General features: G+C 60.1%; 30 protein-coding genes. 17 read left to right on the top strand and 13 right to left on the bottom strand.

Going from position 1 to position 26,999, the window contains the following annotated elements; genetic code table 11:
• From A3EC_RS0105005 to A3EC_RS0104955, 11 genes are all read left to right on the top strand, one after another.
• Entirely contained in the window at positions 1-4,824 is a 4,824-nt protein-coding gene (locus A3EC_RS0105005) for a phage tail tape measure protein (RefSeq protein ID WP_018024082.1), read from the top strand.
• Positions 4,824-5,681, top strand: a complete 858-nt coding sequence (locus tag A3EC_RS0105000; RefSeq protein WP_018024081.1) for a hypothetical protein — start codon at positions 4,824-4,826, stop codon at positions 5,679-5,681. The genes A3EC_RS0105005 and A3EC_RS0105000 overlap by 1 nt, the downstream gene beginning before the upstream one ends.
• A gap of 3 nt (positions 5,682-5,684) precedes the next feature.
• Positions 5,685-7,316: a Gp37-like protein gene (locus A3EC_RS0104995; protein WP_156812821.1), complete on the top strand. Its 1,632-nt coding sequence runs from the start codon at positions 5,685-5,687 to the stop codon at positions 7,314-7,316.
• Between the two features lie 10 nt (positions 7,317-7,326).
• A complete protein-coding gene (locus A3EC_RS0104990) occupies positions 7,327-7,908 on the top strand; it encodes an Ig domain-containing protein (protein ID WP_018024079.1) in 582 nt (193 codons plus the stop codon).
• A 1-nt stretch (position 7,909) separates the two neighbouring features.
• Entirely contained in the window at positions 7,910-8,671 is a 762-nt protein-coding gene (locus A3EC_RS0104985; protein ID WP_018024078.1) for a hypothetical protein, read from the top strand.
• A 45-nt stretch (positions 8,672-8,716) separates the two neighbouring features.
• Positions 8,717-10,108: a hypothetical protein gene (locus tag A3EC_RS0104980; RefSeq protein ID WP_018024077.1), complete on the top strand. Its 1,392-nt coding sequence runs from the start codon at positions 8,717-8,719 to the stop codon at positions 10,106-10,108.
• Complete coding sequence (locus A3EC_RS0104975; protein WP_018024076.1) at positions 10,077-10,460, top strand: hypothetical protein; 384 nt, start codon at positions 10,077-10,079, stop codon at positions 10,458-10,460. Before A3EC_RS0104980 ends, A3EC_RS0104975 begins: the two co-directional genes overlap by 32 nt.
• A gap of 178 nt (positions 10,461-10,638) precedes the next feature.
• Positions 10,639-12,006, top strand: a complete 1,368-nt coding sequence (locus A3EC_RS13170; RefSeq protein WP_018024074.1) for a C39 family peptidase — start codon at positions 10,639-10,641, stop codon at positions 12,004-12,006.
• Positions 12,003-12,383 carry a hypothetical protein gene (locus tag A3EC_RS0104965; protein ID WP_018024073.1) on the top strand — a complete coding sequence of 127 codons (381 nt, stop codon included), beginning with the start codon at positions 12,003-12,005 and terminating at the stop codon, positions 12,381-12,383. Before A3EC_RS13170 ends, A3EC_RS0104965 begins: the two co-directional genes overlap by 4 nt.
• A complete protein-coding gene (locus A3EC_RS0104960; RefSeq protein ID WP_018024072.1) occupies positions 12,376-12,780 on the top strand; it encodes a hypothetical protein in 405 nt (134 codons plus the stop codon). Before A3EC_RS0104965 ends, A3EC_RS0104960 begins: the two co-directional genes overlap by 8 nt.
• Complete coding sequence (locus tag A3EC_RS0104955; RefSeq protein WP_018024071.1) at positions 12,780-13,097, top strand: hypothetical protein; 318 nt, start codon at positions 12,780-12,782, stop codon at positions 13,095-13,097. The genes A3EC_RS0104960 and A3EC_RS0104955 overlap by 1 nt, the downstream gene beginning before the upstream one ends.
• Positions 13,098-13,212: 115 nt before the next feature.
• On the opposite strand, the gene A3EC_RS0104950 is transcribed toward A3EC_RS0104955, so the two are convergent.
• The 4 genes from A3EC_RS0104950 to A3EC_RS0104935 all read right to left on the bottom strand — a co-directional run bounded on the left by A3EC_RS0104950 (position 13,213) and on the right by A3EC_RS0104935 (position 14,675).
• The gene (locus A3EC_RS0104950) at positions 13,213-13,431 is read right to left on the bottom strand and encodes a hypothetical protein (RefSeq protein ID WP_018024070.1); all 219 of its coding nucleotides are present in this window, start codon (positions 13,429-13,431) and stop codon (positions 13,213-13,215) included.
• Positions 13,432-13,569: 138 nt separating this feature from the next.
• Positions 13,570-13,896: a hypothetical protein gene (locus tag A3EC_RS0104945; protein ID WP_018024069.1), complete on the bottom strand. Its 327-nt coding sequence runs from the start codon at positions 13,894-13,896 to the stop codon at positions 13,570-13,572.
• 26 nt (positions 13,897-13,922) lie between these two features.
• Positions 13,923-14,291: a hypothetical protein gene (locus tag A3EC_RS0104940; RefSeq protein WP_018024068.1), complete on the bottom strand. Its 369-nt coding sequence runs from the start codon at positions 14,289-14,291 to the stop codon at positions 13,923-13,925.
• Between the two features lie 39 nt (positions 14,292-14,330).
• The gene (locus tag A3EC_RS0104935; RefSeq protein ID WP_018024067.1) at positions 14,331-14,675 is read right to left on the bottom strand and encodes a hypothetical protein; all 345 of its coding nucleotides are present in this window, start codon (positions 14,673-14,675) and stop codon (positions 14,331-14,333) included.
• Between the two features lie 69 nt (positions 14,676-14,744).
• Here A3EC_RS0104935 and A3EC_RS12875 point away from each other — a divergent pair, with 69 nt between their 5' ends.
• The 3 genes from A3EC_RS12875 to A3EC_RS12715 are packed head-to-tail and all read left to right on the top strand — an operon-like array spanning position 14,745 to position 16,585.
• Positions 14,745-14,939, top strand: a complete 195-nt coding sequence (locus A3EC_RS12875; RefSeq protein WP_156812820.1) for a hypothetical protein — start codon at positions 14,745-14,747, stop codon at positions 14,937-14,939.
• Between the two features lie 43 nt (positions 14,940-14,982).
• Positions 14,983-15,480 (top strand): thiol peroxidase, encoded by a 498-nt coding sequence (tpx, locus tag A3EC_RS0104925; protein ID WP_018024065.1) that lies wholly within the window; start codon positions 14,983-14,985, stop codon positions 15,478-15,480.
• A 19-nt stretch (positions 15,481-15,499) separates the two neighbouring features.
• A complete protein-coding gene (locus tag A3EC_RS12715; RefSeq protein WP_245532932.1) occupies positions 15,500-16,585 on the top strand; it encodes an FAD-dependent oxidoreductase in 1,086 nt (361 codons plus the stop codon).
• Here the strand turns inward: A3EC_RS12715 and A3EC_RS11375 are convergent.
• A complete protein-coding gene (locus A3EC_RS11375) occupies positions 16,468-17,460 on the bottom strand; it encodes a CPBP family intramembrane glutamic endopeptidase (protein WP_169331391.1) in 993 nt (330 codons plus the stop codon). The genes A3EC_RS12715 and A3EC_RS11375 overlap by 118 nt on opposite strands.
• Before the next feature lie 46 nt (positions 17,461-17,506).
• Between A3EC_RS11375 and A3EC_RS0104915 the strand changes: the two genes are divergently transcribed.
• Complete coding sequence (locus A3EC_RS0104915) at positions 17,507-18,199, top strand: cation efflux transmembrane domain-containing protein (RefSeq protein ID WP_018024063.1); 693 nt, start codon at positions 17,507-17,509, stop codon at positions 18,197-18,199.
• Positions 18,200-18,305: 106 nt separating this feature from the next.
• On the opposite strand, the gene A3EC_RS0104910 is transcribed toward A3EC_RS0104915, so the two are convergent.
• From A3EC_RS0104910 to A3EC_RS0104900, 3 genes are all read right to left on the bottom strand, one after another.
• Positions 18,306-18,659, bottom strand: a complete 354-nt coding sequence (locus A3EC_RS0104910) for a hypothetical protein (protein WP_018024062.1) — start codon at positions 18,657-18,659, stop codon at positions 18,306-18,308.
• 83 nt (positions 18,660-18,742) lie between these two features.
• Positions 18,743-19,426 (bottom strand): YceI family protein, encoded by a 684-nt coding sequence (locus A3EC_RS0104905; protein ID WP_018024061.1) that lies wholly within the window; start codon positions 19,424-19,426, stop codon positions 18,743-18,745.
• A gap of 102 nt (positions 19,427-19,528) precedes the next feature.
• Entirely contained in the window at positions 19,529-19,870 is a 342-nt protein-coding gene (locus A3EC_RS0104900; protein ID WP_083879949.1) for a hypothetical protein, read from the bottom strand.
• A gap of 96 nt (positions 19,871-19,966) precedes the next feature.
• Here A3EC_RS0104900 and A3EC_RS0104895 point away from each other — a divergent pair, with 96 nt between their 5' ends.
• Positions 19,967-20,344, top strand: coding sequence for an RNA polymerase-binding protein RbpA (locus A3EC_RS0104895; protein WP_018024059.1), 378 nt, complete (start codon positions 19,967-19,969; stop codon positions 20,342-20,344).
• A 118-nt stretch (positions 20,345-20,462) separates the two neighbouring features.
• Here the strand turns inward: A3EC_RS0104895 and A3EC_RS0104890 are convergent, their stop codons facing one another.
• Positions 20,463-21,299: a polyprenol monophosphomannose synthase gene (locus A3EC_RS0104890; protein ID WP_018024058.1), complete on the bottom strand. Its 837-nt coding sequence runs from the start codon at positions 21,297-21,299 to the stop codon at positions 20,463-20,465.
• Complete coding sequence (gene lnt, locus A3EC_RS0104885) at positions 21,283-22,941, bottom strand: apolipoprotein N-acyltransferase (protein ID WP_018024057.1); 1,659 nt, start codon at positions 22,939-22,941, stop codon at positions 21,283-21,285. The genes A3EC_RS0104890 and lnt overlap by 17 nt, the downstream gene beginning before the upstream one ends.
• 91 nt (positions 22,942-23,032) lie before the next feature.
• On the opposite strand from lnt, the gene A3EC_RS11370 reads away from it, so the two are divergent.
• Complete coding sequence (locus A3EC_RS11370) at positions 23,033-24,103, top strand: hypothetical protein (RefSeq protein ID WP_018024056.1); 1,071 nt, start codon at positions 23,033-23,035, stop codon at positions 24,101-24,103.
• Here the strand turns inward: A3EC_RS11370 and A3EC_RS11365 are convergent.
• The 3 genes from A3EC_RS11365 to dprE2 all read right to left on the bottom strand — a co-directional run bounded on the left by A3EC_RS11365 (position 24,100) and on the right by dprE2 (position 26,985).
• Positions 24,100-25,500, bottom strand: a complete 1,401-nt coding sequence (locus tag A3EC_RS11365) for a lipase family protein (protein ID WP_018024055.1) — start codon at positions 25,498-25,500, stop codon at positions 24,100-24,102. The genes A3EC_RS11370 and A3EC_RS11365 overlap by 4 nt on opposite strands.
• A gap of 67 nt (positions 25,501-25,567) precedes the next feature.
• Positions 25,568-26,245: a precorrin-6A/cobalt-precorrin-6A reductase gene (locus A3EC_RS12405; protein ID WP_083879948.1), complete on the bottom strand. Its 678-nt coding sequence runs from the start codon at positions 26,243-26,245 to the stop codon at positions 25,568-25,570.
• Positions 26,242-26,985 (bottom strand): decaprenylphospho-beta-D-erythro-pentofuranosid-2-ulose 2-reductase, encoded by a 744-nt coding sequence (gene dprE2, locus A3EC_RS0104865; protein ID WP_018024053.1) that lies wholly within the window; start codon positions 26,983-26,985, stop codon positions 26,242-26,244. The genes A3EC_RS12405 and dprE2 overlap by 4 nt, the downstream gene beginning before the upstream one ends.
• Between the last annotated feature and the right edge of the window lie 14 nt (positions 26,986-26,999).

Genomic DNA, 26,999 nt, shown 5'->3' with positions numbered 1-26,999 from the left:
ATGGCGAGCGGAGGCGCGGCAATTTTGCCGGTGACGGTGTCGCTTTCTGGCATCAACTCGGAGTTAAAGTCTAAGCTGGTCGCCCCGGCGGAAAAGGCTGCCAAGCAGGCTGGCGCCGCCATGCAGAAGGGCATGTCTACCGGCTCCGATAAGGCGCTGCAGGCTGTCGAAAAGGCGCAGTACCGTGTCACCAAATCTTCCGAAGAGCTGCATGACGCGCAGGGTAGGCTATCAATTCAGCAGGGTAAGGCCGCTGCCGCGTCTAAGCAGCTCGAAGCTGCCGAATCGAAGCTGGAGACGCTGCGCAGCAGTGGCGGCGCGACCGCCGAGCAGCTAGCTAAGGCCGAGGCTGACGTTCTGAAGAAGCGCGCCGGTGTCGAGACCGCTGCAATGAGTGTCGAGAAGGCAGAGCGCGGCGTCGAAAAGGCTATGACCGAGTCGGCTCGCGCGTCGGAGTCTCTGGCGCAGCGCCAGGACGAGCTAGCTAAGGCGACTGACGGCGCTACCGAGTCGACTTCCGAGCTTGGCGACGCTGTTGGCGATGCTGGCGATAAGTCTGACGAGGCTGGCCTGTCTTTCGACAAGTTCGCTGTCGGAATCGCGGCTATTGGCGCTGCAGCTGGCGCGGCCCTCAAGGGGCTGTACGACATCGGCGCAGGCTTTGACGACATGTACGACACGATTCGTGTCGGAACGGGTGCGTCTGGCGCCGCGTTCGATGAGCTTTCCGAGTCGGCACAGAAGCTGGCTAATAACGTGCCGGCCATGGATGGCGGCTTAGCGCAGATTGGCTCGACACTTGCCGACCTGAACACCCGCCTGGGCTACACCGGCGAGCCGTTGGAAGCTCTGACGGAGCAGTTTTTGCAGCTGCAGAACATGGGAATCGATGCGGATATCAATACCGTCGCCGGTGCGTTCCAGCAGTTCGGCGTTGAAGCTGAGCAAGCGCCGGAAGCTCTGGATAACCTCTTCCGCATTTCGCAGGCAACCGGCCGCACCATCACTGAGCTGACTGACAACTTGTCGAAGTCCGGCCCGGCGCTGCAGAAGTTCGGATTTGGGCTGGATGAGTCGGCAGGTCTGCTGGGCGCGCTCGACAAGGCCGGTCTGGACTCGGAGAAAACCCTCGGCTCCATAACTAAGGCGCTGGGAGAGTTCGCTAAGTCTGGCGAAGACCCGCAAAAGGCGCTCTGGGGGACGATTGTCGAGATTGACAAGCTGTCTAAGTCCGGCAAGAACATGGAAGCCATCGACTTGGCGAACAAGCTCTTTGGCGCCAAGGGTGGCGCAGGATTCGTCGCTGCGGTCGAGTCTGGCGCGTTCGCCTACGACGACTTCCTGGACTCCATCGGCGCGACCGATGACACCATCGTCGGCATAGCCGAAGAGACGGCAGACTTTGCCGAGCAGTGGCAGTTGGTGAAGCAGCAGGCGCTGCTGGCGCTGGAGCCTATCGCGACGAAAGTGTTCGACGCTATGGTGCCGGCGCTAGAGAAGGCTGTCGATATCGTCAAGGACGTCGGCGAGAAGTTCGACAAGCTGGCTGGCTTCATCAAGGACAACCGGGACGTTATCGAGCCGCTTGCTGTTTCGGTCGGGATTCTAGCTGGCGGCTATGCGGCGCTGGCGTTGCAGCAGAAGATTGTCGCGGCTGGCGGCATCATTAAGGCTTTCAAGTCGCTGACGGTTGTCACGAAGCTGCAGGCCGCCGCGCAGGCCGCGCTGAACGTTGTCACTGCTGCCAACCAGTTCGTGCTGCTCGGCATTGCCATCGCTGCTGTTGTCGCTGGCCTGGTCTACTTTTTCACCCAGACGGAGACTGGCAAGCGCATCTGGGAGAAGTTCACCCACAAGCTCAAGAAAGGCTGGGACGACTTCAAGGAAGCGTTCGGCGAAGGGGTTGAATCCATCAAGGAGTGGTGGAACGGCCTGACCGACGACTTGAAGTCGGCCTGGGAAAGCTTCAAGTCTTTCTGGTCGATGGACTGGCTCAAGGAGGGCTTTTCTAAGGGCGTTGATAAGGCCAAGGAAAAGTGGGCCAACTTCACCGACGACGCCAAGGAAAAGTGGTCTGGCTTTACAGACTCGACCAAGGAGAAGTGGGGCAGGGCGTCTAGCTTCTTGACCGACAAGGCCGGGGAGCTCAAAGACAAGTTCAAGGAAAAGCTGGAGCCGCTCACCAACTTCCTGGAGCCAATCATCGAGCCGTGGAAGTCTACCTTCACTACGGCGATGGAGAATATTAAGGCCATCGTCAGCGGTGCGATTGAGGTTGTGAAAACCTACTTCGGCACCGCATTTGAGGTGGTCAAGGCGATTTTTACCGGCCGCTGGTCGGATATCGGCGGCATTGTGTCTGGCGGTATGGACAAAATCAAGTCCATCATTTCCGACACGTTCGGCAAGGTGACCGAGAACATCTCGACATGGGCCACTGACGCCCTGGCGCGTTTCGGCGGCATGTGGGATTCGGCGAAGACCAAGTTCCACGACGGCGTAGAGGCCATCAAGGCGAAAATCGTCGAGATGGTCACCGATGTCGTGGCCAAGGTCGAGGAGTGGAAGAACACTTTCATCGAGAAGACGACGGCGATGGTCACTCTTGTGGTCGCAAAAATCACCGAGCTTCCAGGAAAGGTGTCGGCGCCGCTATCGCGAGTCGTTTCGATTGCGAAGCAGAAGGCGCAGGAGTGGTACAGCGGCGTCACATCCAAGGTGCGCGAGATGATTAATAAGGTCATCTCCTACCTGAATGAGCTGCCCGGCAAAGTCAAGAGCGCCTTTTCCAATGCTGGCGAGTGGCTCAAAGGTGCCGGCAAGAACATCATCAACGGACTATGGAACGGCATGAAGTCGGCCTGGTCGAGCGTGTCGGACTGGATTGGCGGCATTCGAGACAAGATTACCGGCGTCTTTAACGACATTGGTTCGATCATTCCAGGCGTCGGTAATGCTGACGGCTCCGTCATGGCTGACGGCGCGGTGAAGTTCTTCGCCAATGGTGGCGAGAACCACGTCGCGCAGATTGCTCGCGGCGGCGAGTGGCGCGTGTGGGCTGAGCCTGAAACGCAAGGCGAGTCCTATATCCCACATGCGAAGTCGAAGCGCCGACGCAGCACGCAGATTCTGGCGAAAACGGCGGAAATGTTTGGGTTGACGTTGCTAGACAAGGGCGGCCTGCCTATCAGCGCGCCTAGCCTGGCATCGGTCGCTCCGAAGTCGACGGCATACTTTGCTGACGGCGGCGTAACGGCAGGTGATTTTGACAAGTTCGTGCGCGGAGGGCGCGTTAGCGGTCAAAAGGCTTCTGGCTCTCTTGAGGGCTGGACGTATGAGAACTTCCCGCGTGACCCAAATGCGTGGGGGGATTGTTCGTATACTGTGGGCAAGGTCGCCGCCCTGGCGGCTGGGATTAATACGTCTGGCCGACATTTTGCCACGGGCTCTCAAGCTGCATGGATGTCGAGCCACGGCTTCAAGCGTGGCAAGGGTAAGGCTGGCGACCTGCGCATCGGAATGCGAAACGGCGGCCCGGCGGGTGGTCACACCTCGGGCACTCTGCCCGATGGCACCAACTTCGAGATGGGTGGCGCTCGCGGCAACGGTCAAATTGGTGGCCGTGCGGCTGGCGCGTGGGACTCGTACTACAACGAGTTTTTCTACAAGACTGTCAAGCCGGAAATTCCTATCGACACGTCGATGACGAAAATGGCGGCGACCGGCGCTGATGCGACCCTCATAACGGGCATTGATGATAGTGGCGCCGTGGCAGTGTCGACCTCTGGCGAGTCGACCAAGGAGCTGGTCAAGCTGTCGCCAGAAGAGGCGGCTGGCCGCACTGCAGCCAATTGGCTGGGCAATCGCTCGATTCTTGACGTGGTGGCGGGTGGGATGTTCGAAATCCTCGGATTGAGCGGCTCACTGACAGAGAAGCTGCTGACCACCAAGGGTAGCGACCTGTTCCCGTCTGGCGATTCCATTATCACAACCAAGGTGGTGGAGCAGCCTAAGACCAATGTCGCCGAGAAACACGCGAACGAGATTCAGGACGCGGCACTGAAGTCTGGCAGTGTCGACCCGCGCGACCCGCAGCTGAAGATTGCAGCGACCGAGAACGTCGACCTTCCGAAGTGGGGTCCGGAGTTCTTTGCCCGCGAGATTGCCCGCAAGGCTAAGTCGATGGGGCTGGATGAGCTGGCGGCGAAGATTGGCATCGCCACTGCGCTGGTGGAGTCTGGTAACCCGCTGAAAATGTGGGCTAACCGGCGTGTTCCGGAGTCGCTGAAGTTCCGCCATGACGCCATCGGTTCCGACCACGACAGCGTTGGCCTGTTCCAGCAGCGCGATAACGGAGCGTGGGGCACGGTCAAGGAGCGCATGACTCCGTTCGACTCGGCGGGCATGTTCTTTAACAAGCTCAAGAGTTTCGATTACAAGTCGATGGACCCCGGCGCAGCTGCGCAGAAGGTCCAGGTGTCCGCATTCCCTGACCGCTACGGCAAGCAGATGTCCGCTGCGGAAAAGCTGCTGAACAGCACGCGAGTTTACGACCAGGGCGGCTGGCTGAAGCCGGGCGAGTTCGCTGTGAACTTGAGCGACAAGCCGGAGCCAGTCTTTAGCCACAATCAGTGGCAGGACATCAAGAAGGACGGCGCGCGACAGGGTGGCGTGACTCTGGTTGTCAACCTCGACGGCGAGGAGGTGCTGCGCAAGCAGGTTAATGCCATTGAGGGGCGTGTGGAGATTAATGAAACCGACATTGAGAAGCTGAAGGGCCGCAAACTTGTTGCTGCAGCCTCAACCCGAGGAGGTGTTCTGTGATGGTGGCTCCGGTTCGATTCCCGGCGACCAGCAGTGCGGTGGGCAGCAGTTCTATCGCGCATGATGGGCACAAAATCATTTACCATGACACGCACGGCCTGCTGTGGCTGCTGCATTCAAGGCGAGAGTCTGAGCTTGAGCGTTCTCCAGTTTTTCTTGCAGAAAATGGATGGGCTGGCGGAGACGCAACTGTAGTGCTGACAGAGCAGGAGACGGTAAACCGATTTGGCGCCCGCGTGGTGGGTCAAAAATATCCACCTTTTGACGGTGCGCTAGATGTGGTCGTGCGCGGGATGGGCAAGCCGCTATCCACGGTGTGGCGACAGTGGCGACGCGGGTGGAGCCACAGCAATCCGGGCGTTCTCCAGGTCATCTCCCCGGAGGGGGAGATGTTCTCCACCTCAGTAGCGCTTCGTGGCTTCAGCGATGTCACGTCTGATGTGTCTATGGAATCTCTTGTGGAAGAGAGGGTGGAGTGGCGCAGCCTCGACGGGGCGTGGCGTGGGCAGGTTAAAGAATTCACCGGCGATGCCGAGGTGCCATCGGATGGCGACTTGCCGCCACTAGTGAAAGTGCGGTGGGATTCGGCCAGCACGTCATCAATGACGCTGCCCGATGGCCGCACGGTACAGCTGCCATCACACCCCAACGGCGGCGTGATGACCGTCAATCTTGACCGTGGACTGATGGGGCATGTGACTGACTCCGACGGGCAGACGGTATCTGAGCTGTGGTCTCAGCTGCGTGGCACAGTCTTCGGAGTCGAGATTGAGCCGAATAGCGTCACACGCTGGAAGGTCGGACCCGGCGCGACTCTAGAGGTCTCATCGCGATACACGTCCCCATGGAGGTGGTGAGTGGTGGCTACTGATTGGCTAGCGTTTCGAAAACACCGCCAGAGTGTTTTGAAGGTGCGCGGCCAGGGTGTGTGGATTCTCGACAGGAATTACGACTTTGTGATGGATGTCGAGGACTGGATTAGCGCGACCTGGACCCAGCAGTTTGGCGACACGGGCAGCATGGAGATGGTGATTCCTGGTGAGGTGTCCCCGGGGGTACAGAATCCTGTCATCTCCTACCTGCTAGGACTGGACTTAACGACGCTCAATAATCCGGAAAAGCTCGATGACCTGTTCCACTCCGGCATCAATATTGTCGTCGAGCGCCTGGGGGAGCGTCGGCGGTGCTATAAGGTGACCGAGCTGGTCGCCGAGGGCGGGGATGAATATCCTCGGCAGCTGACGATTCGCGGCGTTGACTTGGTCGAGCACATGAAGCATTTGCCGTGCTGGGCGAATCCGTCCAACCGTTCAAAGGTGGTGCAGCTGCAATTTTCTGACATTCAGTCAGGTGAGGCTGAGCATGTCTCTCGAAAGCTTTTGGGGCGAAACTTGCTTGGTTACTTCCAGCCGTCTCTTCTGCGTTCGTCAGCGTCATGGACTGGCGACTATGAGGCCGTCGAGCGCTGGTCGGCATTCCAGCCGGATATGCACCCCATCATTGTTTCCCCAATCAAATCGGGGATGCGGTCGGAGTGGACGGTCGTTGAGGCGAGGTGGGATAACGCGTGGGATTTGATGAAGCCGACATGGGATGCCGCTGGTGTCATGCCGCTCGCTGACCTGTGGCTGCCTGGCGACCGGCAGCCGTTCCCGAGTCACGCAACATTAAATCTGCCCACGGTTGTGCTGAACTTCGTTCCGCGGTCCGTGGTGACCGGCGCTCGCACCATGATTGGGCAGGCGATCGGGCATATTGACCGGGTCATCAACTCGGATGACAATATTTCGTCAGTGATGGCGTTCAAGGACGCGGCGGTCAAAAACTACGATGGGCGCGACCCGTGGGTTGTCTTTGATTTTGATGATGCTCCGACTATCCACGTCAAGAAGTCCACTGACTCTAGGTTTCTTGTCGGAGGTCAGTCGCCGAAGATTGTCAACGACATTATCGAGGTGGGCATTAAGTCTGCCGTCGCGGCTCTCGTTGCATCGATTCCATTCATCGGACCTGGCTTGGCCGAGATTATTAAGGGCGGCGGTGAGCTGCTGGCAAAAATGTCAGCAAACCGGTTCCTCAACCTCAATGAATTCACCGACAAGGTGCGCCGGCACTATCACGGCCGCAGTGGGTACGTGTCGCTCTCCAAGGCGGGGCAGGCGAACACCTTGGAGTCGCTGCAAAAAGCGTGGCAGGCAAAGCAGGAGACCGAGGGCGGTTTAGCCATCGAGTTTTTAGTTGAGGATGTACACCCCTACGCCCCTGGCCGTGACTTCCATCTGGGCGACACGGTGGGCGTCGCTGCGTGGGGTGCGGTGTGGGCTGCCTATGTCGCTGAGCTGACGTGGGTCTCAGAGCCCGGAAAGCCGATGTCGTGGCATGTCAAGCTTGGCGACCTGGCGTCGCTGGCTAACCCGGACCAGGTCTTTGCGCTGAATTATGAGCGCGTTATGGGCGTCTTGAATCGATGGTCCACATATGTCACATCCTAAAGGAGGGTCGATGAAGATATACCCATTTCAGGTGCCAGAGGATGCACATCCTCTGGCTTTTTTGTTTCTCGGATTTGGGCTAGATGTGCGAGTTATCAATGTGCTGTGTCGCCATCTTTTTGATGTGGTCGGCGTGCGGTTTCAGGAGAAAGAGCCGGTTGATGTCGCATTCCGCTATGCGGTGTCGCAGCAGATTGTGCCTGCTGGGTTTGAGTCGGTCGACGTAGGCGACATCTTGGATGTGCGCGTAGGGGATGGAGATGTCACGGCGGTGCGCCACATCGGCGGTCACTTGCCGCCAGGCATCCGACTGCTCAAGCACAACGGCCGCCTTTCAGGCACCTTCGCGACCCCGGGGCTGTATGAGTCGACCTTCCGTGTGGGGACGGGGGCAAAGTATGACCCCCTCGGCGGGGACGGGTCGCCTGACTCACCTGGCGAGTGGATTCCGTGGGAGGCGAATCGGTATCAGCCAGAGCCAGTGGCGGTGCCGACGTCGACGGACGACCTCAGCCCGGCGGAGCTGGAGGATTTGATTGTGCAGATGCGCGAAGTGCAGGCAGCGAAGCTCGCTGAGATGAGGGGGGATTGACGTGGCCATTTTTCCAAAAGGGGCACAGTCTGGCTGGGCCCCACCACCCACAGACGATGTATCTGGTCGTTACCAGGGCTTCATTACTGACATGGATGGCGTCGGCGCGACAGCGGGTGAGGGTCTGGCTGCGATTGACGCTAAGGCTGAGTCTGCGCAAAAGCAGATAGCGGCGGCGGTCAAGGAGTGGCTGGACGGCCAAACCGCCCTCAATGACCGCACCGACCTGCTGAACACAAAGCTCGGCGAATATGAGGTCTTTTTTAACCGCGGCTGCGCGTCGCTTCCTGCGGCAGTGTCGATCGGCGGGACGTGGACAAAGGTTTCGATGGGGCGCACCATTGGCCCGCACCAGGGGTGTCGGCTAGTTGATGGCGGGTGGGTGCTTGACGAGGCTGGCGTGTGGAATATTCACGGCCAGGCCACGCTTTTTGCGGGAGGGCTTCTTACTAGGGGTTCGAATGCTGAATTGCGCATCTTCTCGCCAATGGGGACACCGTTTTCGAAGGTCAAGTGGTCGGCGACTGTCGACACCACTGGCACTGCGGTCATGTCGCGCGACGTCGTCGTCGACCAGCCCGGATATCGCGTCGAGCTTTGGGCCAGGATGAATGCGGGAGGGTCAGTCGGTGGCGGGGATGACAGAACTTTCGTATGGGTTCAGCACCAGAACCGCACTGTCGCTGGCGGTCGTGGCAATGTCATCGACGACACGACAGAAGTTCCTCCAGAGCCAGAGCCAGAGCCAGAGCCAATCACTTAGCACCCTACGGGGTGCATTTTTTATGCCTTCTGAAGGGAGGAAGCAATGACGGTCATTCATGGTGATGTGTCCGATATTTGTGGCGTGCGGGGTGATGGTGTGCTGCGGGCTGCAGCAACGACGTCGCGGCCTGGGGTGCGGCGCGCGGGTCTGGTGACAGACTCGTGGCGGGACATCCCAATTGTGAAGGGGAAGTTCACGACACCGGATTTGGATCCAGGCCCGGCGAAATTCATTGTCATGTCCGGCACGACGGTGGAAGAGTTTCGGCTGGATGTGCCGGAGTCTGGGCCTGTGGAGTTTCACGAGTTGATTGATGCCTCGTTTGAGTGGTCTCCGCCGGTGGTGGGGCGTGCTCAGGCTGCAGCGTCGGAGGCTGCGGAGTCTGCTCGGCAGGCGGCCGAGTCAGCTGACCGTGTGGGCAGTGCTGAGGCGGTGCTGGAGGCGCGCCAGGCGGCTGAGGCGGCGGCTGAGCAGGTGGCCACCGACCAGGGGCTTGTCAGTGCTGACCGGCGCGCTACCGAGGCGGCGGCCGAGCTTGCAACGCAGGCGCGGGATAGTGCGCAGGCTGCGGCTGGCGCTGCGGCCTCGGACGCACAAGCCGGGGTCGACGCTGCCTTTGTCACTGGGCAGGCGAAGATCGACATGTCTGTGCTGCAGGCGAAGGACTTTGCTGGTGATGCGGCGAATGCAGCGAAGGAGGCGAAGCAGACCGCCACCGATGCGGAAGCGCACCGGGGTGCAGCAGCGGAGCAAGCAGAGCGGGCTGGTGTGTCTGCTGGTGCTGCAGCGCAGTCGGCTACTGCGGCTGATGTGGCGCGGCAAGCCAGTGACCAGGCGCTCATTGATGTGCGCACCCTCGCGGAGCGGGCTGATGTGGACGCTGGACGTGCGGAGGCTGCCCGTACTGATGCGGAGCGGCATGCGACGACTGCAGGCAGTCAGGCGGGTGCGGCTGCAGAGTCAGCACGCCAGGCTGCCGCGTCAGCGGAGCAGGCGCAGACTGGTGCGCCGGAGGGTGGCTGGACGAAAGCGCAGCTGCACATCAACGTGCAGACCCAGCTGGACAAGGTCGATAGCCTGCCGACATCGCAGACGGTGCAGTCGATGATTGCAGACAAGGCGACGGTTACCCAGCTGGAAGAGGGTCTGGCTGGGAAGATGGACAAGCAGCTTGTCTCCGAGTCGGTGACCAGTGGGTCTTTGGTCAAGCGCACGTCTGGTGGTCAGGTGAAGGTGGGGGCACCGGCTGCGGATGATGATGCCGCGACGCGGAAATATGTAGATGCTCAGCGGGCCGCTATCCAGTCCTCGATGGAGGGGAAGGCGGATAAATCGCAGTTGGTCAGCCTGGAAGGGCGCACACCGAAGATTGTGGTGGTATCTGCTCTGCCTGGGGAGCCAGATGCTGAAACCGTCTACCTGGTCACGGGGTGATGATGTGGACTTGAATGTCGGCAATTCGCCGGTGAAGCAGGTGTACGTCGGCTCGACGCCGGTGAAAGCCGTGTACGTCGGCGGGAAAAAGATTTGGCCGACTCAACGCACCCTATCCATCCGCACCCACTACGCCTCGCCGAACAATTTGTGGACCTCGGGCACTCAATCAGGGGCGACTGACCTGATTGTGCACTTTTCCGAGCGCCACGTCCGCCTGAGCGAAGACGTGACATGCAACCGGCCGGTGACCGCAGCGATGCGGACCGTCGCCCCGGGCACAGTGATCGCCGCAGGGTCGGACATCTCCCCAAATGACTGGGGCGTCACGTTCACGTTCACCACCACATAGGAGACACGCATGGACCTGTCCGCACAGATCGCCGCAGGATGGGAGCGCCGACGAGCTTCTGCGGTCACCGGCCAGGCCGTGGGGAAGCTCGACGGCCCTGCTGCTGGCACTGTCACAATCGAAAAATAGCCACCTCACACCGAGGTGGCTTTTCTCATACCCACAGAAAGGGGGGCAAATGGACGCACGCACCCTATCCGAGGCGATGGGCGGCAGCCTGTCGCTCGCGCGCTACAAGGAGCTCCTGCCAGCCTATGAAAAGATGCTGCGCATCATCGGGGCGGACACCGTGCGCAAGTGCGCCATGGTCGCCGCGCAGCTCGGTCACGAGTCGGTAGGGCTGAAATACCAAGAGGAGATTGCCGACGGTAGCGCCTATGAATGGCGCGCCGACCTGGGCAACACTCAGCCCGGCGATGGCCGCCGCTTCAAAGGCCACGGCTGGATTCAAATCACCGGGCGGCACAATCACACGGCGGTGTCGAAGTGGGCACATCAGCGCGGCATCGTGCCCGTGGCGGACTATTTCGTCCGCAACCCAAAAGCATTAGGCAGTGACCAGTATTGCTGGATTGGCCCCGCCTGGTACCTCACCGCCGCGCGGCCGGGCTTCATGGCCATGGCTGAGCGCGGCGACCTGGAGGGCTGCACCCGCGCCATTAACGGTGGGCTGAACGGCCTCAGTGACCGGCGCGCCCGCTACAACCGCGCCCTCACGCTGGGCACACGACTACTCCCAGGAGGGGCAGTGGCAAAGATAGAAAAACGGCTCGACTACCCGCGCGCCATCGTCAAACAAGACACATCCTATTGGTGCGGCCCCGCCACCGGGCAGATGCTCATGGCGGCACGCACCGGAAAAGTGGTGCCGGAGTCGACGCTGGCTAGCGAGATGGGCACCACCATCAACGGCACCAACGGCGTCGGCCAGATTGCCCGCGTGCTGAATCAGCGGATGCCTGGCGCGGGGTGGACAGTGGTGGACATGCCAAACGACCCACCATCCAAGGCCCAAAAGGATTTGCTATGGGAGCACCTCACGCAGTCCATTGACGCGGGGGTCGGCATCGCCGCGAACATCTGGGCACCAGTCAACAACTACCCGCGCGCCTCCTACACGTCGACGCAAAACCTGCGCTACAGCGGCGGCTTCGTGCGGCACTACGTCGCGCTCATGGGCTACGCCGTCGACAGCAATGGCACCCGCCATGTGTGGTGGGCAGACTCGGGCTTCGCGCCATTCGGCAGCTGGGTCACATTTGACCAAACCGCATCGCTGATTCCGCCGCGCAGCTACGCATACGCGCACGGCATAGTCGCAGCACACAAGGCAAAAACAACAACCATAGATTGGACACCACACGCCATGAACCTGCTCAAAGAAATCTGGACGCAGCTCCGAGGGCCAGGCGGCAAAGGATGGCTGCAGCTCGGAAAGAACGCGAAAGGTCAGAACCTGTCACTAGTCGACGGCGTGGCAGCATGTCGCGCCGACATCGCTGCACTGACCAAAAAGATTGACGACCTGAAAGAGGGCCTAAAGTGAACGCCGAAAAAGCAACCCAATACCGCCGTGCCGCCTATGCCGTCATCGCCGCCATCATGGCAGTGCTGACCGCCATTGGCGTCATCACCGGGGCGCAGGCAGACAGCTGGCTAGCCATCGGTGAAAAGCTCATTGACATCATCGCACCACTCGCGGCGACGATCGCGCTGACAGTCGCGGCGAAAAAGACTAATCGCGGCTCTGACGACCCGACCACCGCCGCAGATGTGGACGCCGCCCTGGCTACCGGGATTGAGCAGGGCCGCGCTGCTGAGCGGGAGGCGGCGGTCAGCATCATCGACATTCCAGCGCCGCAGGAGACGGAGCCAGCAGCTGCAGACCTGCCTGCCTACGACCTGGATTCGACGAATGATTGAGGCCACGCGTAGCCAGAGGGTGCTCGGCTCCATGAGCTTCGGGCTTGCTGCCGTCGGCTTCGCCACTGCCCTTAAGGGCGTCTCCTATTTCCCGCCTTTGAAAGAGCCGACGCGGGCGCCTAGCCACTGGCTGGAGCACTTTATTGAGATGCCTGTCATCGGCTTCGCGTGGCTCGCCATCGGTCTTTTGTGCTTCGTCGCTATTCCGAAGCGCCGCCTGAGGTCTACCGCGTGGGGGCTGGTCATGGTGCTCCATGCCGCGTGGATGATGAGCTTCGCCATGAACTGGGTGCTCTATCAGGGTCGCGCGTGGGTGAGTGCGCTGTCGTATTTCACCATTGTGGCACTCATTTTCTGGGGGCTCGCACGGCAGAATCGGGAGGTCACCGAATTGTGATGGAGAACATCTTAGGCGGCGCTATCGTCGCCCTCGTGACCGGTGCATTCGCGTGGCTCGCAGCACGCACATCAGCCCGTGGACAATTGCAGGCGGAGGAGGCGAAGGCGACCGCCCCGAACTGGATTGCCTTCACCGAGAAATTGGAGCTGCGGATTGATGCCCTGGAGGAAGATGTTCGGGAGCTGCGCGCGGAGGTGGACAAGTGGCGCAGCGGTTTCTACGCCGCGATTGACCATATTCGGGAGTGGCGCAGAAAATATCCCATTGACAGCTTGTCCGCGAATCCGCCCGAATCTATCCGCAGTGAATTGTGAAACCCCATGCCCCATGCCCCGCGCACGGTGTCCTCAGTGGCCCGGCGCGGGGCTCTTTTTTTATTGGGGGAGTGCCAGCAGGGGGGGGTGCTGGCAAGTGTGAACTTAGCGCATCTTAGCGGCGTGCGCCCGGTGGACCAGGACGCGACGCATCCCACGTCCGGACATCATCGGCACGCCACAAGCGCATGCGGTCAATGGTGCCGGCAGATTCCGGGGCGCGCCCGCGCGACACATAGGCTTGCCAAGTGCCTAGCGCGACGTCGATAAACTCTGCACATTGCTTTGAAGTCCAGCACTCGCGACCATCCTGGTCGATGATTCTGAATTGCACAGCCCGTCCTTTCGTGTACTATGGCTTTAGATGCGCTTGGAGCATCTTCCCCGCGTTGCGGGGGTGAGCCGTCCTAGTTGTTGGAGGCCCTACTTTCCCCGCGCTGCGGGGCTTAACCCCACTGGTGACGGTGGGGTTTTACCATTCCCAGGACTTGCGGGCGTGCATCTGCAGCGCCTCCATGTCCATGTTGTCTTTCATCCACTGGCGGGCTTCCTCCCAGATGTCCAGCAGTGTTTCGCCGGTGATATCCTGGTCTAGGTCTGGGTGCGATTTGCGGCCGCTGCCGTATTTTTTCAGGTGAGCGCGGGTGACGCCGTTCGACCAGTCGAGGCTGGCGAGCATTTGCGCCTGCTCCACTTTTGGGATGCTGCACCACTGCGCCTTGAGCGACTCGATGAAGACGCGGGATTTGGTGTGGGGGGTGTAGCGGGCTTTTTCTAGGGCTGCGAGTGTGGCGTTCATTGTGGCCTCCTTTTACTGATGGCGGGTTATAGGTCGGCGGTGTGGTCGCTGATGTTGCCGAGGTAGCGGCTCCATCCATAGTCCTCACTAGCGGCGCTCTTGCGCATGCTGTGCAGGCCATAGTTTTCCCTGCTGCACTCTTTGAGCCATTCGATGGCGCCGCTTGCTAGCGAGCGGTTGTATTGCTCGAGGTCGTCGGCGGTTGGGATGCCGATGTAGGTGCTGGCTGGGAGCAAAAATTCGTTCGTGTGAATGCCCTTGTTCCACAGCAAGATCATGATGTATTTGATTTGTGCAGGCGTGGCAGGCAGTGCGCGCTGCTCCTTTTCGTATGGGGTGAGGTATGACAGGCCGTCGAGATGCTCGGCGGTGAAGATTTGGGACTTGATGGTCATCGCCCTGTTCCTTTTCTGTGATGGCGGGGTAGCTGGAGATTAGGCGGCGAGTGCGTCGTAGGCGTCGAAGATTTCGACCATGAAGCTGTCGGCGATGGACTCGCGAGCGATGATGGCGGTCGGGATTATGAGGGTGCAGCCTAGGTGTGCATCCTCGTCTTGGTCGTCGGAGCGAGCGCCCTCGACCTCGAGCAGCTCCCAGGTTTCGTCGAACGGCATGCCAGACTGGGCGAGGTACTCGGCGAGCTCTTCGCGGGTATCGCAGACGGAGACGCCGCGGCGGATGCGGTCGTCGTCGCCGAGGTCGTTCCAGCTGGTGCTGGTCTGGAATTCTGGGTCGAGGATGTCGGGGCGGTCTGCTGGCTGGATTCGGAAGTAGGTCATTGTTCTGCTCCTTCGTTCTAACACCAGTCTACAGTGTCTAGACTGCAATGCAAGTTAAAAACTGCATAGGTGACGCAACTCACATGGGTGGGCGACCTGTCGACGTTTTCCCGCTTCTTCGACACGTTCCGGCGACGTGGTTATTCCGTCACCATGTCCCGCCCGTCCCGCACTGGTCCCGCACTAGCCCCGGCAGCCGGGTCGTCCATGTCGCACATGTCGGCTATGTCGCACATGTCGCAACCCGCTGACCAGCGCCGTTGATAAACGTCCATGTCGGAGCTTTTTCTTTGGTATACACGGAGGCATGACGAACACCGCATTCAAAGGAACCCCTGTCCAGCTCTCCGGCAACCTGCCAGCCGTGGGAGATTCCCTGCCAGAATTCACCGTTGTCGGCACTGACTTGGCTGACATCACTCCAGCGAACTTCGCTGGTAAGCGCGTAGTTATTTCGGTTTTCCCGTCTGTTGATACTGGCGTGTGCGCTGCGTCGGTTCGCGAGTTCAACGAGCGTGCTGCATCCCTGGACAACACCGTGGTGCTGAACGTTTCCCGCGACCTGCCATTTGCCTTGGATCGTTTCTGCGCAGCAGAAGGTATTGACAACGTGCAGGCAGCTTCTGACTTCCGCCACAACTTCGGTGGGGCCTTCGGCTTGGTGCAGGAGGACGGCCCACTGGCTGGCCTGCTGGGTCGCGCTGTCATCGTTGCTGACGAAAACAGCAAGGTGCTCTACACCAAGGTCAACGACGAAATCGGCGAAGAGCCGAACTACGACGAAGCACTGGCTGCCCTGAACTAAGAACCCAGTTCCAGGCCCTGTGTCCGCCATCAATACACCTGACCTGCCCATTTCCGTTGACGTTGCTGTCATTGGAGGTGGGCAGTCGGCGTTAGCCTGCGCATACTACCTGCACCGCAGTGGGCTGAGCTTTGTGCTTTTTGACGATAGGGAAGCAGCTGGCGGCGCGTGGCAGAACTCTTGGTCGAACCTCACGCTGTTTTCGACCCATGAGTTCTCCAACCTGCCGGGCATGCCGATGCCGAAGTATGACGGTTTTCCGCCATATACACATGTCATTGACTATCTGACAGAGTTTGAGCGGCGGTTTGACGTGCCAGTGGTTCGGCCCGCGCACGTAGACCGCGTGACATGGCAGCCTGGCGGCAAGGCCGAGGGCGAAGGGGGACAGGACGCAGGGGAACAGCGCGCCCATTTTGTGTTGCATATCGGTGGTCAGCGCTGCCGTGCGCTGGCGGTCATTTCAGCGACCGGCACTCGCAGCAGGCCTTTTGTGCCTCGGTATCCTGGTGCGTTTTCTGGGGTGCAGCTGCATAATGAGCAGTACCGCGGGCCGGAGAAATACGCCGGAACCCGCGTAGCAGTGGTCGGCGGCGCGAATTCTGCGGCGCAGGTTGCCGCAGACCTAGTCAACGTGGCTGATGTGACGTGGTACACCAAGGAGCCGCCGCGGTGGATGCCCGATGAGGTCGATGGGCGAGTGCTATTCCAGAACTTTGATAAATTTCGCCGAGAGCAAGAAGGCAATCCGGATACCGAACCGGTGGACGTGCCCGATCGCAATCCCATCGGGGACATTGTGATGGTGCCGCCGGTGCTCGCAGCCCGAGACGCCGGAAAACTCACCGCAACACCGATGTTTCATAGCCTGGATGAGGTAGCTGCGGACTATCTGATTTGGTGTACTGGCTACCGTCCCGAATCAACGCATCTTCGTGGCGTCATTAAGCAAAAAACGCCGCAGCACCCTGGGCTTTACCTGGTGGGCTATGGCAACTGGTGTGGTTTAGGGTCGGCAACCTTGGCGGGGGTTGGGCCGTCGGCGCGGTCTGCGGTGGCAGCGGCGCGGGACCACATTGGGGAAATCACCAAGTCACGGCGGTGAATCTGCCACATCACTGCGATGGCGAATGCACCGAGTAGCACCGTCGTGATGAGGGAGCCTTCCAAACCAAATGCGCCACCGGAAATGAGGTCATTTCCGACCGCTTCCGTGCGGATGAAACCAGCTACGGCATTGCCGGACACTGCGATCCCGAACAAGCCCTGCAACATGTTCCACGCGAAATGCAGTCCGATGCAGAGCCACAAGTTGCGGGTGAGGCAATAGAGGGCTCCGAACAGTAGACCGGCTTGCAGCGCAATGGAGGTGGCGCTGAGCCAAGTGGCGTTGGTGTTGCCCATGTGCATCATGCCGAAGATAAAGCCAGAGCCGATAATCGCCCACCACGTGCCAAGAAACTCCTCGAGCAGGCGCAGCAGCATGCCACGCATGAGGATTTCCTCGACGATACCGGCAGTAAATCCGGCGGAAAACAGCAGGGTGACCAGCGAGCTGGCTGTTGGAAAGCCAGTACCGAGGAAGAAGATACCGCCGAATGCCCACACCGCGAGCAGCACAACAGTGAAGCAGACGATGCCAACGAGCAGGCCAACCAATAGGCCACCGGCGCGGCGAGGTGACAACTCGAACATAGGGCGTCGTTCGATGAAGCGGACGGTTACCCAGTAGGACAGTACAGCCGCTGCAATGATGGCGACGGCCAGGTACATGGTGACGAAGATGTTGTCATTGTCGGGCGCGAACAGTGCCGGTATTTGCAACAGGGTCGCTGTCACGAATAGCAGGACGAGGAAGGCTGCGAACCGCGCCATTGGGTGTTGCCACCAGCGCCGATGGGCTAGTGGTGCGTCGAGCGGATAGTCCGGGGTCAGGCCATCGCCGCGCAGCATTGTGGGTGGGTAGACAAGAGCATGCACACCGTTCAGTGTAGTGAAGTTGAGTAGGCGAGTAGACTCGGCAGGCGTGACTTCAACTGCGAAACAAATCAATCTCACACCCAATGCGAACAAACTGCAGCGGCGCATTCGCTTCATTGTGGCGTTCACCATTGCCTACAATGTCATCGAAGCGGTTATTGCTATTTCTGCAGGTAGCGTCGCTGATTCTGGGGCGTTGCTCGGTTTTGGTCTGGACTCGACGATTGAGGTGACATCCGCACTGGCAGTTGCATGGCAGTTCACGCGCCAGGATCCGAAGAAGTGGGAAGGTCCGACGCTAAAGATTATTGCGTTGGCATTTTTCGCCCTGGCCGCCTTTGTGACGATAGATGCGGTGCAGACCCTCTGGACCGGTGAACAGCCGGAACACAGCACAGTCGGCATTATTCTGGCGGCAGTCAGCGTGGTGTTGATGCCGGCGATTTCCGTTGTGGAGCGCCGGACTGGTCAGGCGCTGGGATCGGCGACCGCGGTGGCGGATTCCAAGCAGCTGTTGGTGTGTGCGTACCTGTCGGCGGCGGTGCTGATTGGTCTGGTGCTTAACGCGGCGTTCGGCTGGTGGCAGGCTGACCCAATTGCGGCGCTTGTGATTGCCATGATTGCTGTGCATGAGGGCCGGGAGGCTTGGGTCGGCGATGGCTGCGCGACGTCAACAGGGCGGGCGTTTGCTGGGGACGAATCCGCGTCGTGCTGTGGGTGCAGCGATAGCTGTTCCTAGTTAGTGAGCTGTCGACGGGGCAGCTCCAGATATCTGCAAAATGACATAATGTAGATTATCGGCTAACAGGGGTTATTGTCGAGGTGGTGCTTAGTTCAGTAGGTGCTTAGCTCTGGGGTTTGCCGCGTTCCAGCTCGATGATGTCCCGCCACAGTCGTTGTGCATGCGCCTTGGAGATGCCCTCATGGTCTTCCTGGATCGCTCGGATGGCTGCGCCGCGGCCAGACTCAAAGGCAATGGACTTATACCGCTCGGCGTCCAGGCTCTGAACCTTCACGCGGATATCTGCGGTTTCGTTGGTGCGGGCGCGCCAGATGTCGAGCGCTCCGTATGTGACGGCAAAAGCCGCCATCGCGATGAAGAACGGTGCATTGGCAGAATCAAAGATGCGCGCGCATGCGATGGCGATCGCGGTGACTACTGCAGTGAGCAGAAAGCTGGTCGTTTGCCGCTTATTCACTTGTCAGGCCCCTCTTGTGGCTGTTTCTGGCAGTGCTGCCAATTGGGTTAGAAACGTCACTGTGACGATACTGCTGGTTGTGACTACTGCTTTTCGAAGACCAGCAACAGATTCAGCTCGCCTTCTTCATCAATTTTCGCCGCAACCAGCTCAGGAGCTTCCACACCGAAGTCCTTCCGGTTAATCGGAATGTCGCCGCCGACAATCACCCGATTGCCAGTGCGCAGCGCACGCACTTCACCGGAGACTTCACGAGTGGTCGACAAGATCGTCAAGTCACCGGTCAGCTTCACGGTGCCGACGGTGCCATCATCTGGCAATGACGACACATCCACTGGCTCGGTAATCCGGAACTTGGACTCTGGGTACTTGTAGGTGAAGAAAATACGATCCCGAACTGAGTTGTCCCGCTTCTTGTTGTCCGAGGACACCGTGTCCATATTGACGGTCACATCACCGGAGACAATCTTGTCGTCCTCCACAGTGATCTGACCGTCCACATCTTCAGTGGTGCCGGAGGTATCGCGCGCCTCATTCGGCAGCAGTTCATGGAATGTGTAACCAGCCGAAGATGTGTTCTGACCAGCGCGATCAATGATATTCCAGTGGCCATTCATGTCGGTGGAAGCAGGTTCTGCGTCAGTGGAATCCAGGGTTGCTGTCTTTGAACCGGGCCCCATCATGGTGAGGTAAGCGACAACGCCGACCGCAAAAAGCGTCAACACGGTAACCAGAGCAACGACGATTCCAATAACAGTCCGTTTCATAATGCTTGATGGTAGCCCTTCCCCACCCAATTCCACTATTGAGACACCCCGACGGGTATCACGGTCAACCCCAAACAGGAGCAAAACCGATAAAGATGCCGGTCACTCGCCTACCGCTCGCTCAACTTGTGTTGCAAGTCGCACCAATTCGTCAACAAGCCCCTGCACTTCCTTCTGGGACGAACCCTCCGCAACAGCGGTGCTGACGTCCTCTGCGGCGCAGCGGAGCTGAAAAGTGAGGTCGACGACTGCCTCACGGCGCGACACAATCTGCTCCACCGGGACGGCGCTTTCCCCAGCAAAGCCAGTGGAATTGCGTTTTTCATACGCACGCTGACGGCAGGACCGGCTGCAATACTTTCGGCGACGACCACGCAGCGGATACTCAAAACTGCGGCCGCACCAGTCACACCGGGCTTTAACAAGTTGGGGGTCGCTGTTCACAGACTTGACCTTAGCTGGGCAAACCTGCCACAGGCTGGCACCACGCGGACAAAGTGGGCTATATTAGAAGGTCGGAAAAGGAAAGGGGACACCACAATGGCAGATCGCGTACTCCGCGGCAGTCGCATGGGTGCTGTCAGCTACGAAACCGACCGTGACCACGACCTCGCGCCACGGCAAATGGTCAAATACAAGACTGACACCGGACAAGTTTTTGAGGTCCCATTCGCAGAAGAAGCAGAAATCCCTGCAGAGTGGCTGTGCAAAAACGGCGAAACCGGCTACCTCATGGAAGGCGAAGGCTTCGAAGCCAAGCCAGCGAAACCACCACGCACCCACTGGGACATGCTCCGCGAACGCCGCAGCATCGAAGAACTTGACATTCTGATGGAAGAACGCTTGGAACTGCTGCGCTCGCGTCGCCGCAACGCTGCCCGCATGCAGCGCCAAGACGAAGCCGAAAACAAGAAGTAAGCACTAGGCAGAGCACCTAGCTCGACGCCCATCAAAACCAAAAGGGGCGGCCCGCAACCAACTGCGAGCCGCCCCTTTTTGTGCTGCCAAGAGCCCGGCGCGGGGTGCGCCGACTTCCCTACTTCACGCGCCAGTCTGGACGCTTGAGCATCTGCTGCACGCCATGCTTACCCAAGCGGAACAACTCGCCGGAAATGTCCTTTGCCAAGCCGCCCCAATGTTCAAAGCCCCACATGGTCACCTGGCTCAGCGACTCGGTGACGAAAGAACCGCTCATCTTCGACTCGCCAGTTTCCCGCTCAATGAAGGTAATTGGCACTTCACGAACATCGAATTCCGCGTACACGGCCTTGCGGCCCAGGTCGGTCTGGAACAGGTACGCCGAACCGGTCACCGCATCCAAGTCCAAGGTTTCGAGCACTTCGCGGCGGAAGGCACGGTAGCCCGCAGTGATGTCCTTAATGCCGGTACCCAGTGCCATGCCGATGTACAGGTTGCCGCCCTTGGACAGCACCAGGCGGCTCAGTGGCCAGTTGACGGTTTTGCCACCTGGCACATAACGCGAACCAATGACCAAGTCAGCGCCGGCATCGACAGCCTCCAGCAGCAAATGCAGCTGCTCTGGCTGGTGGGAGCCGTCCGCGTCCATTTCGCACAGCACCTGGTAGTCGCGCTCCAAGCCCCATTCAAAGCCCGCTTTGTAAGCGCCATACAGGCCGTCCTTGGTGGCACGGTGCTTGACGAAAATGCGGCCGTTGCCGTCACCACGTTCGGCGATATCAGTTTTGGCAAGTTCCTCGGCAATTTCACCAGTGCCGTCTGGGGAACTGTCGTCGACCACCAGAATGTGGACCTCTGGGTTTGCTTCCAGCGTGCGGCGAACCACATCCGGTAGGGATTCGCGTTCGTTGAAAGTCGGGATAATGACCAGGGTCTTGTCACTTGGTGCGGTCAACGATCTCTCCTTGCTGTTGGTGTTTGACTTCTACTGTAGTTCCCCGTCGCCGTCGGAGCGACAAGCCCAACGCCAAAAGCCCGCCGATGGCACCGACAGTAATCACTGCCCGGCTGATCTCCGCCCCAAAACGGGAGGCAATAGTGCGGCTATCCTTCAGCGGCAACGCGGCTGCCAACTGGGCCGGCTCAAAAATTTCCGACTGTTCAATGACCGAACCATCCGGCAGCACCAACGCGCTCACCCCACTGGTGGCCACCACTACAACCGCCCGGTCCATCTCAATGGCCCGCATCCGGCTCATCGCCAACTGCTGATAGGTCATATCCGTGAACCCGAACGTCGCATTATTCGTTGGCGTCACCAGTAACTGCGCACCATTGCCGACCGCGCGGCGATACGCCGGGTCAAACGCCACCTCGTAGCAGGTTGCGATCCCCAGCTGCACGGGCGCATCGCGGCCCGCAACCTCCACATTCAACACACCATCGCCTGCCCCAGGCTCAATGAACCCAGCCTGATCCACCAAACTGGTGAACTTTCGGAAGAAACTGCGATACGGCATATATTCACCAAACGGTTGCACATGAATTTTCTCATGCACCTCCCCGGTCGGCCCCTGCTGCGGGTCCCACACCACCATCGAGTTATAGACCTGCTGTTCCGGCCCATAGGTAAACGTGCCCGCCACAATCGGTGCCTGCGCCCCAACCGCCGCTCGGTCAATCAGATCAGCGGCCGCCTGGTCCCGAAACGGACTGACGTCGGAGGCATTTTCCGGCCACAGCACCAGCTGCGGTTCCGGCCGCGCACCGGTCTTTACCTGACGGTCCACATAATCGAGGGTCTGGTCCACGTGGTTGGTCAGCACAGCCCGGCGCTGCGCATTGAAATCTAGACCCAATCGGGGCACATTGCCCTGCACAGCCAAGACCTCTAGCTGCTCGGAAGCGCCAGCGTCACCGGCACCCTCAACACCACCAGCGCCCAATTCCTCAGCATCCGCGCCGCCCACGCCAGGCCACACCAGCAGCACCGCTGGCAGCACTAACGGGACCAACAGCATCGCTGCGGACGTCACAAAGCGCCGACGCAGTAACCCCAGCAGACCGACCCCGGCCAGCGCCGCCATTGCCGACACCAACACTGGCCCGCCGACAACCGCCCACTGCTGTAACGGCCCACCAACCTGGCTCCAACCCAGCCGCGGCCACGGGAAACCGCCGAAGGGGAAACGCGAATACGCAGCCTCCGACGCCACGAACCACAACGCCACCGCCGGCCACTGCAACCACGCAGGCCACGGCGTACGCATTATCGCGGCGGCCCCAAGAGCGAAGAGGCCGTAGTACAGCGCAAGGAATGCTGCCAGCGCAGCCGGTGCGAAGGCGCCAACATACACCCCCACCCAGTTCAGGTGCCCAAAGAGGAACACGACGCCAAAGAGGTAGCCAAGTCCGAACGCTTGACGTAACGTCGGCGCCGACCACATACGCCACGGCAGCAGCGCCGCAGTCAGTACCGCTACCGCTACCAGCGCTAACGGCCACCAGCCCACTGGTTGGAACGCCGGTAACATGAGCAGACCAGCAACAATGGCTGCTCCAATCCGAGCCACACCGGGCTTCGACACCACAGCCATGAACATCCTTGGGGGTAACAAGTCGGGAATAATGAACCCATTTAGGGTACAACTTCGTTGGTTTTGTCGCGTTGCACACTAGCATGGACGCATGACCAAATTGTCCCCAGAAACTCCACTGTTGTACATTGCTGATTTTCCCGGCCGCGCAGGTATCGCGCGCGTGCGGTTTCACGCAATGGATGTCAGTAGCGTGACCTGGGCACATATTGCGAAGCTTGCCGCTGAATTCGGCTCTGGGGACGTCCAAATCGTTGATGATGGCGACCTCGAAATTGGTCAGGTCTCCGACCCAGAAGCGTTAACCGCTGCCGCTCGCGAGCTTGGCTGGCCGGTACATACCGCTGTGCCGGGCCCGGTCGTCGCCTTCTCCCCCATGTCCGGCCGCAGCGGCGGCTGGGCGGATATCCGCGACCTTTACACCGAGTTAGCCAGCCGCGCCACCGGCCTGCCGGTTGCCGCGTGGTCACCGTTCTTTGGGCTTGATGACGGAAGGGGCGACATCGCAGCGTTGAAACCAACGGTCGGAGTTATTGCGGACGAGCCAGACCGGTTCCGGCTGATTCTTGACGGCGAAGCAACTGCGGACCACGTGGCGTGGGACGATGTGGTGGACCGGATGGTCGCCGAATATGAGCAGCGGCTGGCGGGCCCGGCGCCAACAATCAAACGCGAACTGGAGATCGTGGATTCCACCGCGGCAGTCTCAGCGCTCCGGCCCGGCCTGGACCTTGTTGGCTGGCTGGCCCAAGAAGACGGGAAAATTACGCTTGGTGCAGGCCTACGATTCGGTGAGCTGACCTCGGAGGTAGTGCAGCTGCTCGCAGCAACTGAAGCTGCTGTGACGGTGACCCCATGGCGCTCCATACTCATCCACGACCTCGATGAGCATGAAGCGGAGTCGGTGCTGCGGGTGCTGGCGCCCCGGGGCCTTGTCTTCGACCAAGAGTCGCCATGGTTGCGAGTCTCGGCCTGCCCGCACTGCCACCTATCGCTATCCAATACCGAAGGTGATGCCGAAACTGCGGTTCATTCCGGTGATTTGCCTGCAGGCCGCGTGCACTTTGCCGGCTGTGACATGCGTTGTGGCTTGCCGCGTGGCAACTTCATTGAGTACCTCGCACTGGCGGACGGCGAGTACGAGGTCTCGTCCACTAGCTAACCCAAGTGGCGCTTGAATAGCGCCAGAATGTGCGGCAAATCCGCCATATACGGAATCATGTGGTTAATCCCCAGCTTGCCCGGCAGATGCGGTGTTTCATCGACCCGGTAACGCACAGGGGTTCCTTTTGAACGCCACGCATGGAATACATCGGTGACTTGGCCATGCGGAATGATGTCATCGTGGCGACCCGACCCCAGCAGCACAGGATGTCGCGGATGGTCTTGGCCTAGCTTTTGCCGCTCCAACGCCTGCAACAGCTGCGGATAGCGGTGCGCCACCTGCATCAGCGACTGCCGCGAGCGCATCATGGTACGGGTATCTGCCAATCCAGAGGCGAACGCCGAACCTGCAATGCACAGTGAATCATTGACCCGCAGCGTGTGCAGGCCCAGGGGGCTCAGCTCCTGCTGCTCTAGCTCTTCTCGCAGCTCCGGGATATTGTCCAAGGTTTGATTAGTGGCGTAAGCCAATACTCCGGCAATAAGCGACCCGTCGACGGCTCGCATCACCTGCATCAGGTCCGAGGGTGGGGCTCCGACATAGCTGGCCTTCACGCTCAGTTCTGGGGCGTATCGGTGCACATTCTCCGCGGCCCACCCAGCGGCGCCACCGCCCTGCGAATAACCGGTGAACCCAACCTTGGTTTCTTTCGGTGCGCCCATAGCCTGCAGGGAGGCTGCGGCGGCATCGATAAGTGCCTGCCCCGAGGCGATATTGTCCACATACTTCTGGGAGCCGGTGTGTGGGTCACGCGGATGGTCGATAGCCACCACCGCGTAGCCTGCGGCTAACAATGGCGCCACAATAACCGCTTCATACGGCATCACAGCATCAACTGGGTTAATCCGTAGCTGCACACCGGTGCGGAAGGCATTAGAGGCATCACAGTGCTTGCCAACGCCCTGGGTTCCAGGTGCCACCGCCACTAGCGGCCGCGGCCCCCTCCCTCTCCATGGTTGCTTAGGGACGGTCAATACCCCAGAGGTCGTGAGCTGTCCGCCCACGGAATCAGTGGTGCGGTACGTGACCTTCTTCGCAGTTAGTCCTTGCGTCGTGGCAGAGCCGCTGCCATTGCCCTCAGCAATCGCGAACACCTTCTGCGACACTAGCAGGCCCCGGTTAGGTGCTGGGGCTGGGTGCGACGGCAGTGGCGTGAAGTCGCTCGTTCCTTGTGGCAGCGTCTTGGTATCACCCGCGTCACCGGGGGCTTGTTGCGCCGAACCGGACTGCCCACCAGGCTGCAGTGAACCCGGTAAGGACGACCCCGGCACACCTGGGGCCGGCAACCCCGGGGCCGGCATCGAGGATTGTGCGGCGGCATGTGCCCCGCTGCTCAGTAACAAGGCGCCGCTGGCGAGCAACCCCAGCACGGACTTAAGTTTTGTAGAAACCATGAAACTCCTTCGGAAAAAGTTTTCTTGGGGAATGGTTTCTATAATTTAACTATCTTCTGAGCGATTTTTAACGAAACGGCGGAAGTAGTAAGGCTTCCGAGGCATCAGCGACCACCCGCACACCTGGTCGTACCGTCGGTGGCTCCGGTGTAATCATCACCACTGGTACCCCGGCGCGCCGGGCCGCTGCCAGCGATAACTCGTCCGTGGCATCGCCGGTATTGCCCACCACAACCGCGTCCAAGCTACGCTGCTCAATCATTTCCTGAGAAACAGCTGATCCACCCCGCGGGAAGACGGTAGAAACACTTGGCCCCAGCTTGAGCTTCGCCGCGACCTCCGGCGAAATCTGCATGCCCACCTTCCGGTAACGTTCCCGCACCACCGCAGCCGCGGTACGCAAGTCAGACACTTCAATCCAATTATCGGCGCGCTGCGGGATCCACGGCTGCGGCACAATCGCAATCAACGGTGTACCCGTGGCCCGAGCCGCCTCCGACACCGACACCGAAATCTTTCCAGCAAACGGACCGGCAGCGTCAACGATCACTTCAACACCTTGCGCAATCAGCCACTTCACCAGGCCCGCTGGCCCACCGAACCCACCGATATGCACTTCCCCAGGTGGCACCAGCGACTGCGCATGATGCGGCGCGACCACTGATGTGACATGCCATCCGCCGGCCTGCAGCCGCTCCACCATTTCCAAAGCCACTGACGTACCTGCAATTACTAGCGCTCTCATCGCGGCATCCTCCGCCAGATCGCTCGCGGGGTCACCGACATCGCCGCAGCGAGCAGCGCCAGCGCGCCGGGCACCCAGATCCGTGTTTTACCTTTCGCCAGCGCCTCAACTACCGCTTCGGCGACCTGCTGCGGGGTCGACGACAATGGCGCTGGTTTCATCCCCTCGGTCATCCGCCCAATGACGAACCCTGGCCGAGCCAGCAGCAACTGCACCCCTGTGCCCGCCAACGCATCCTGCAGTCCTTGAATGAAACCATCTAGGCCCGCTTTCGCGCTGCCATAGACATAGTTCGCGCGCCGCACCCGATGACCAGCAATCGACGAAAACGCCACGATCTGTCCGCCGCCCTGCCGCTTCATCTGGCTGGCCAGCGCCGTTAGTAATGCGACCTGCGCGGTGTAATCCACATGCACGATGTCAGCCGCATACGCTCCATCAGCTTCGGCGCGTGCTTGGTCCCCGAGCACCCCGAATGCGACCACTGCGATATCAATGGCCCCATAGTCGGCGACCAATTCGTCAACAAGCCCGGTGGCCGCGGTGATGTCTGCAGCGTCGAAGGGGACCTGGACAACCTCCACGGCGCCGGCGGTGCGCATGGTTGCGGTCGGTTCAGTGAGCTTATTGACGTCGCGGGCAGCGAGAACGACTCGACGTCCGGCGGCGAGTCGTCGGGCGACCTCACCGCCGATTTCGCTGGCGCCGCCGAAAATGACGAGAGTGCTGGTGGTGGACATAACCCCAATCGTAC

This window comes from Corynebacterium ulceribovis DSM 45146 (assembly GCF_000372445.1).
Classification (GTDB): domain Bacteria; phylum Actinomycetota; class Actinomycetes; order Mycobacteriales; family Mycobacteriaceae; genus Corynebacterium; species Corynebacterium ulceribovis.
This window is presented reverse-complemented; position numbering and strand designations above follow the sequence as displayed.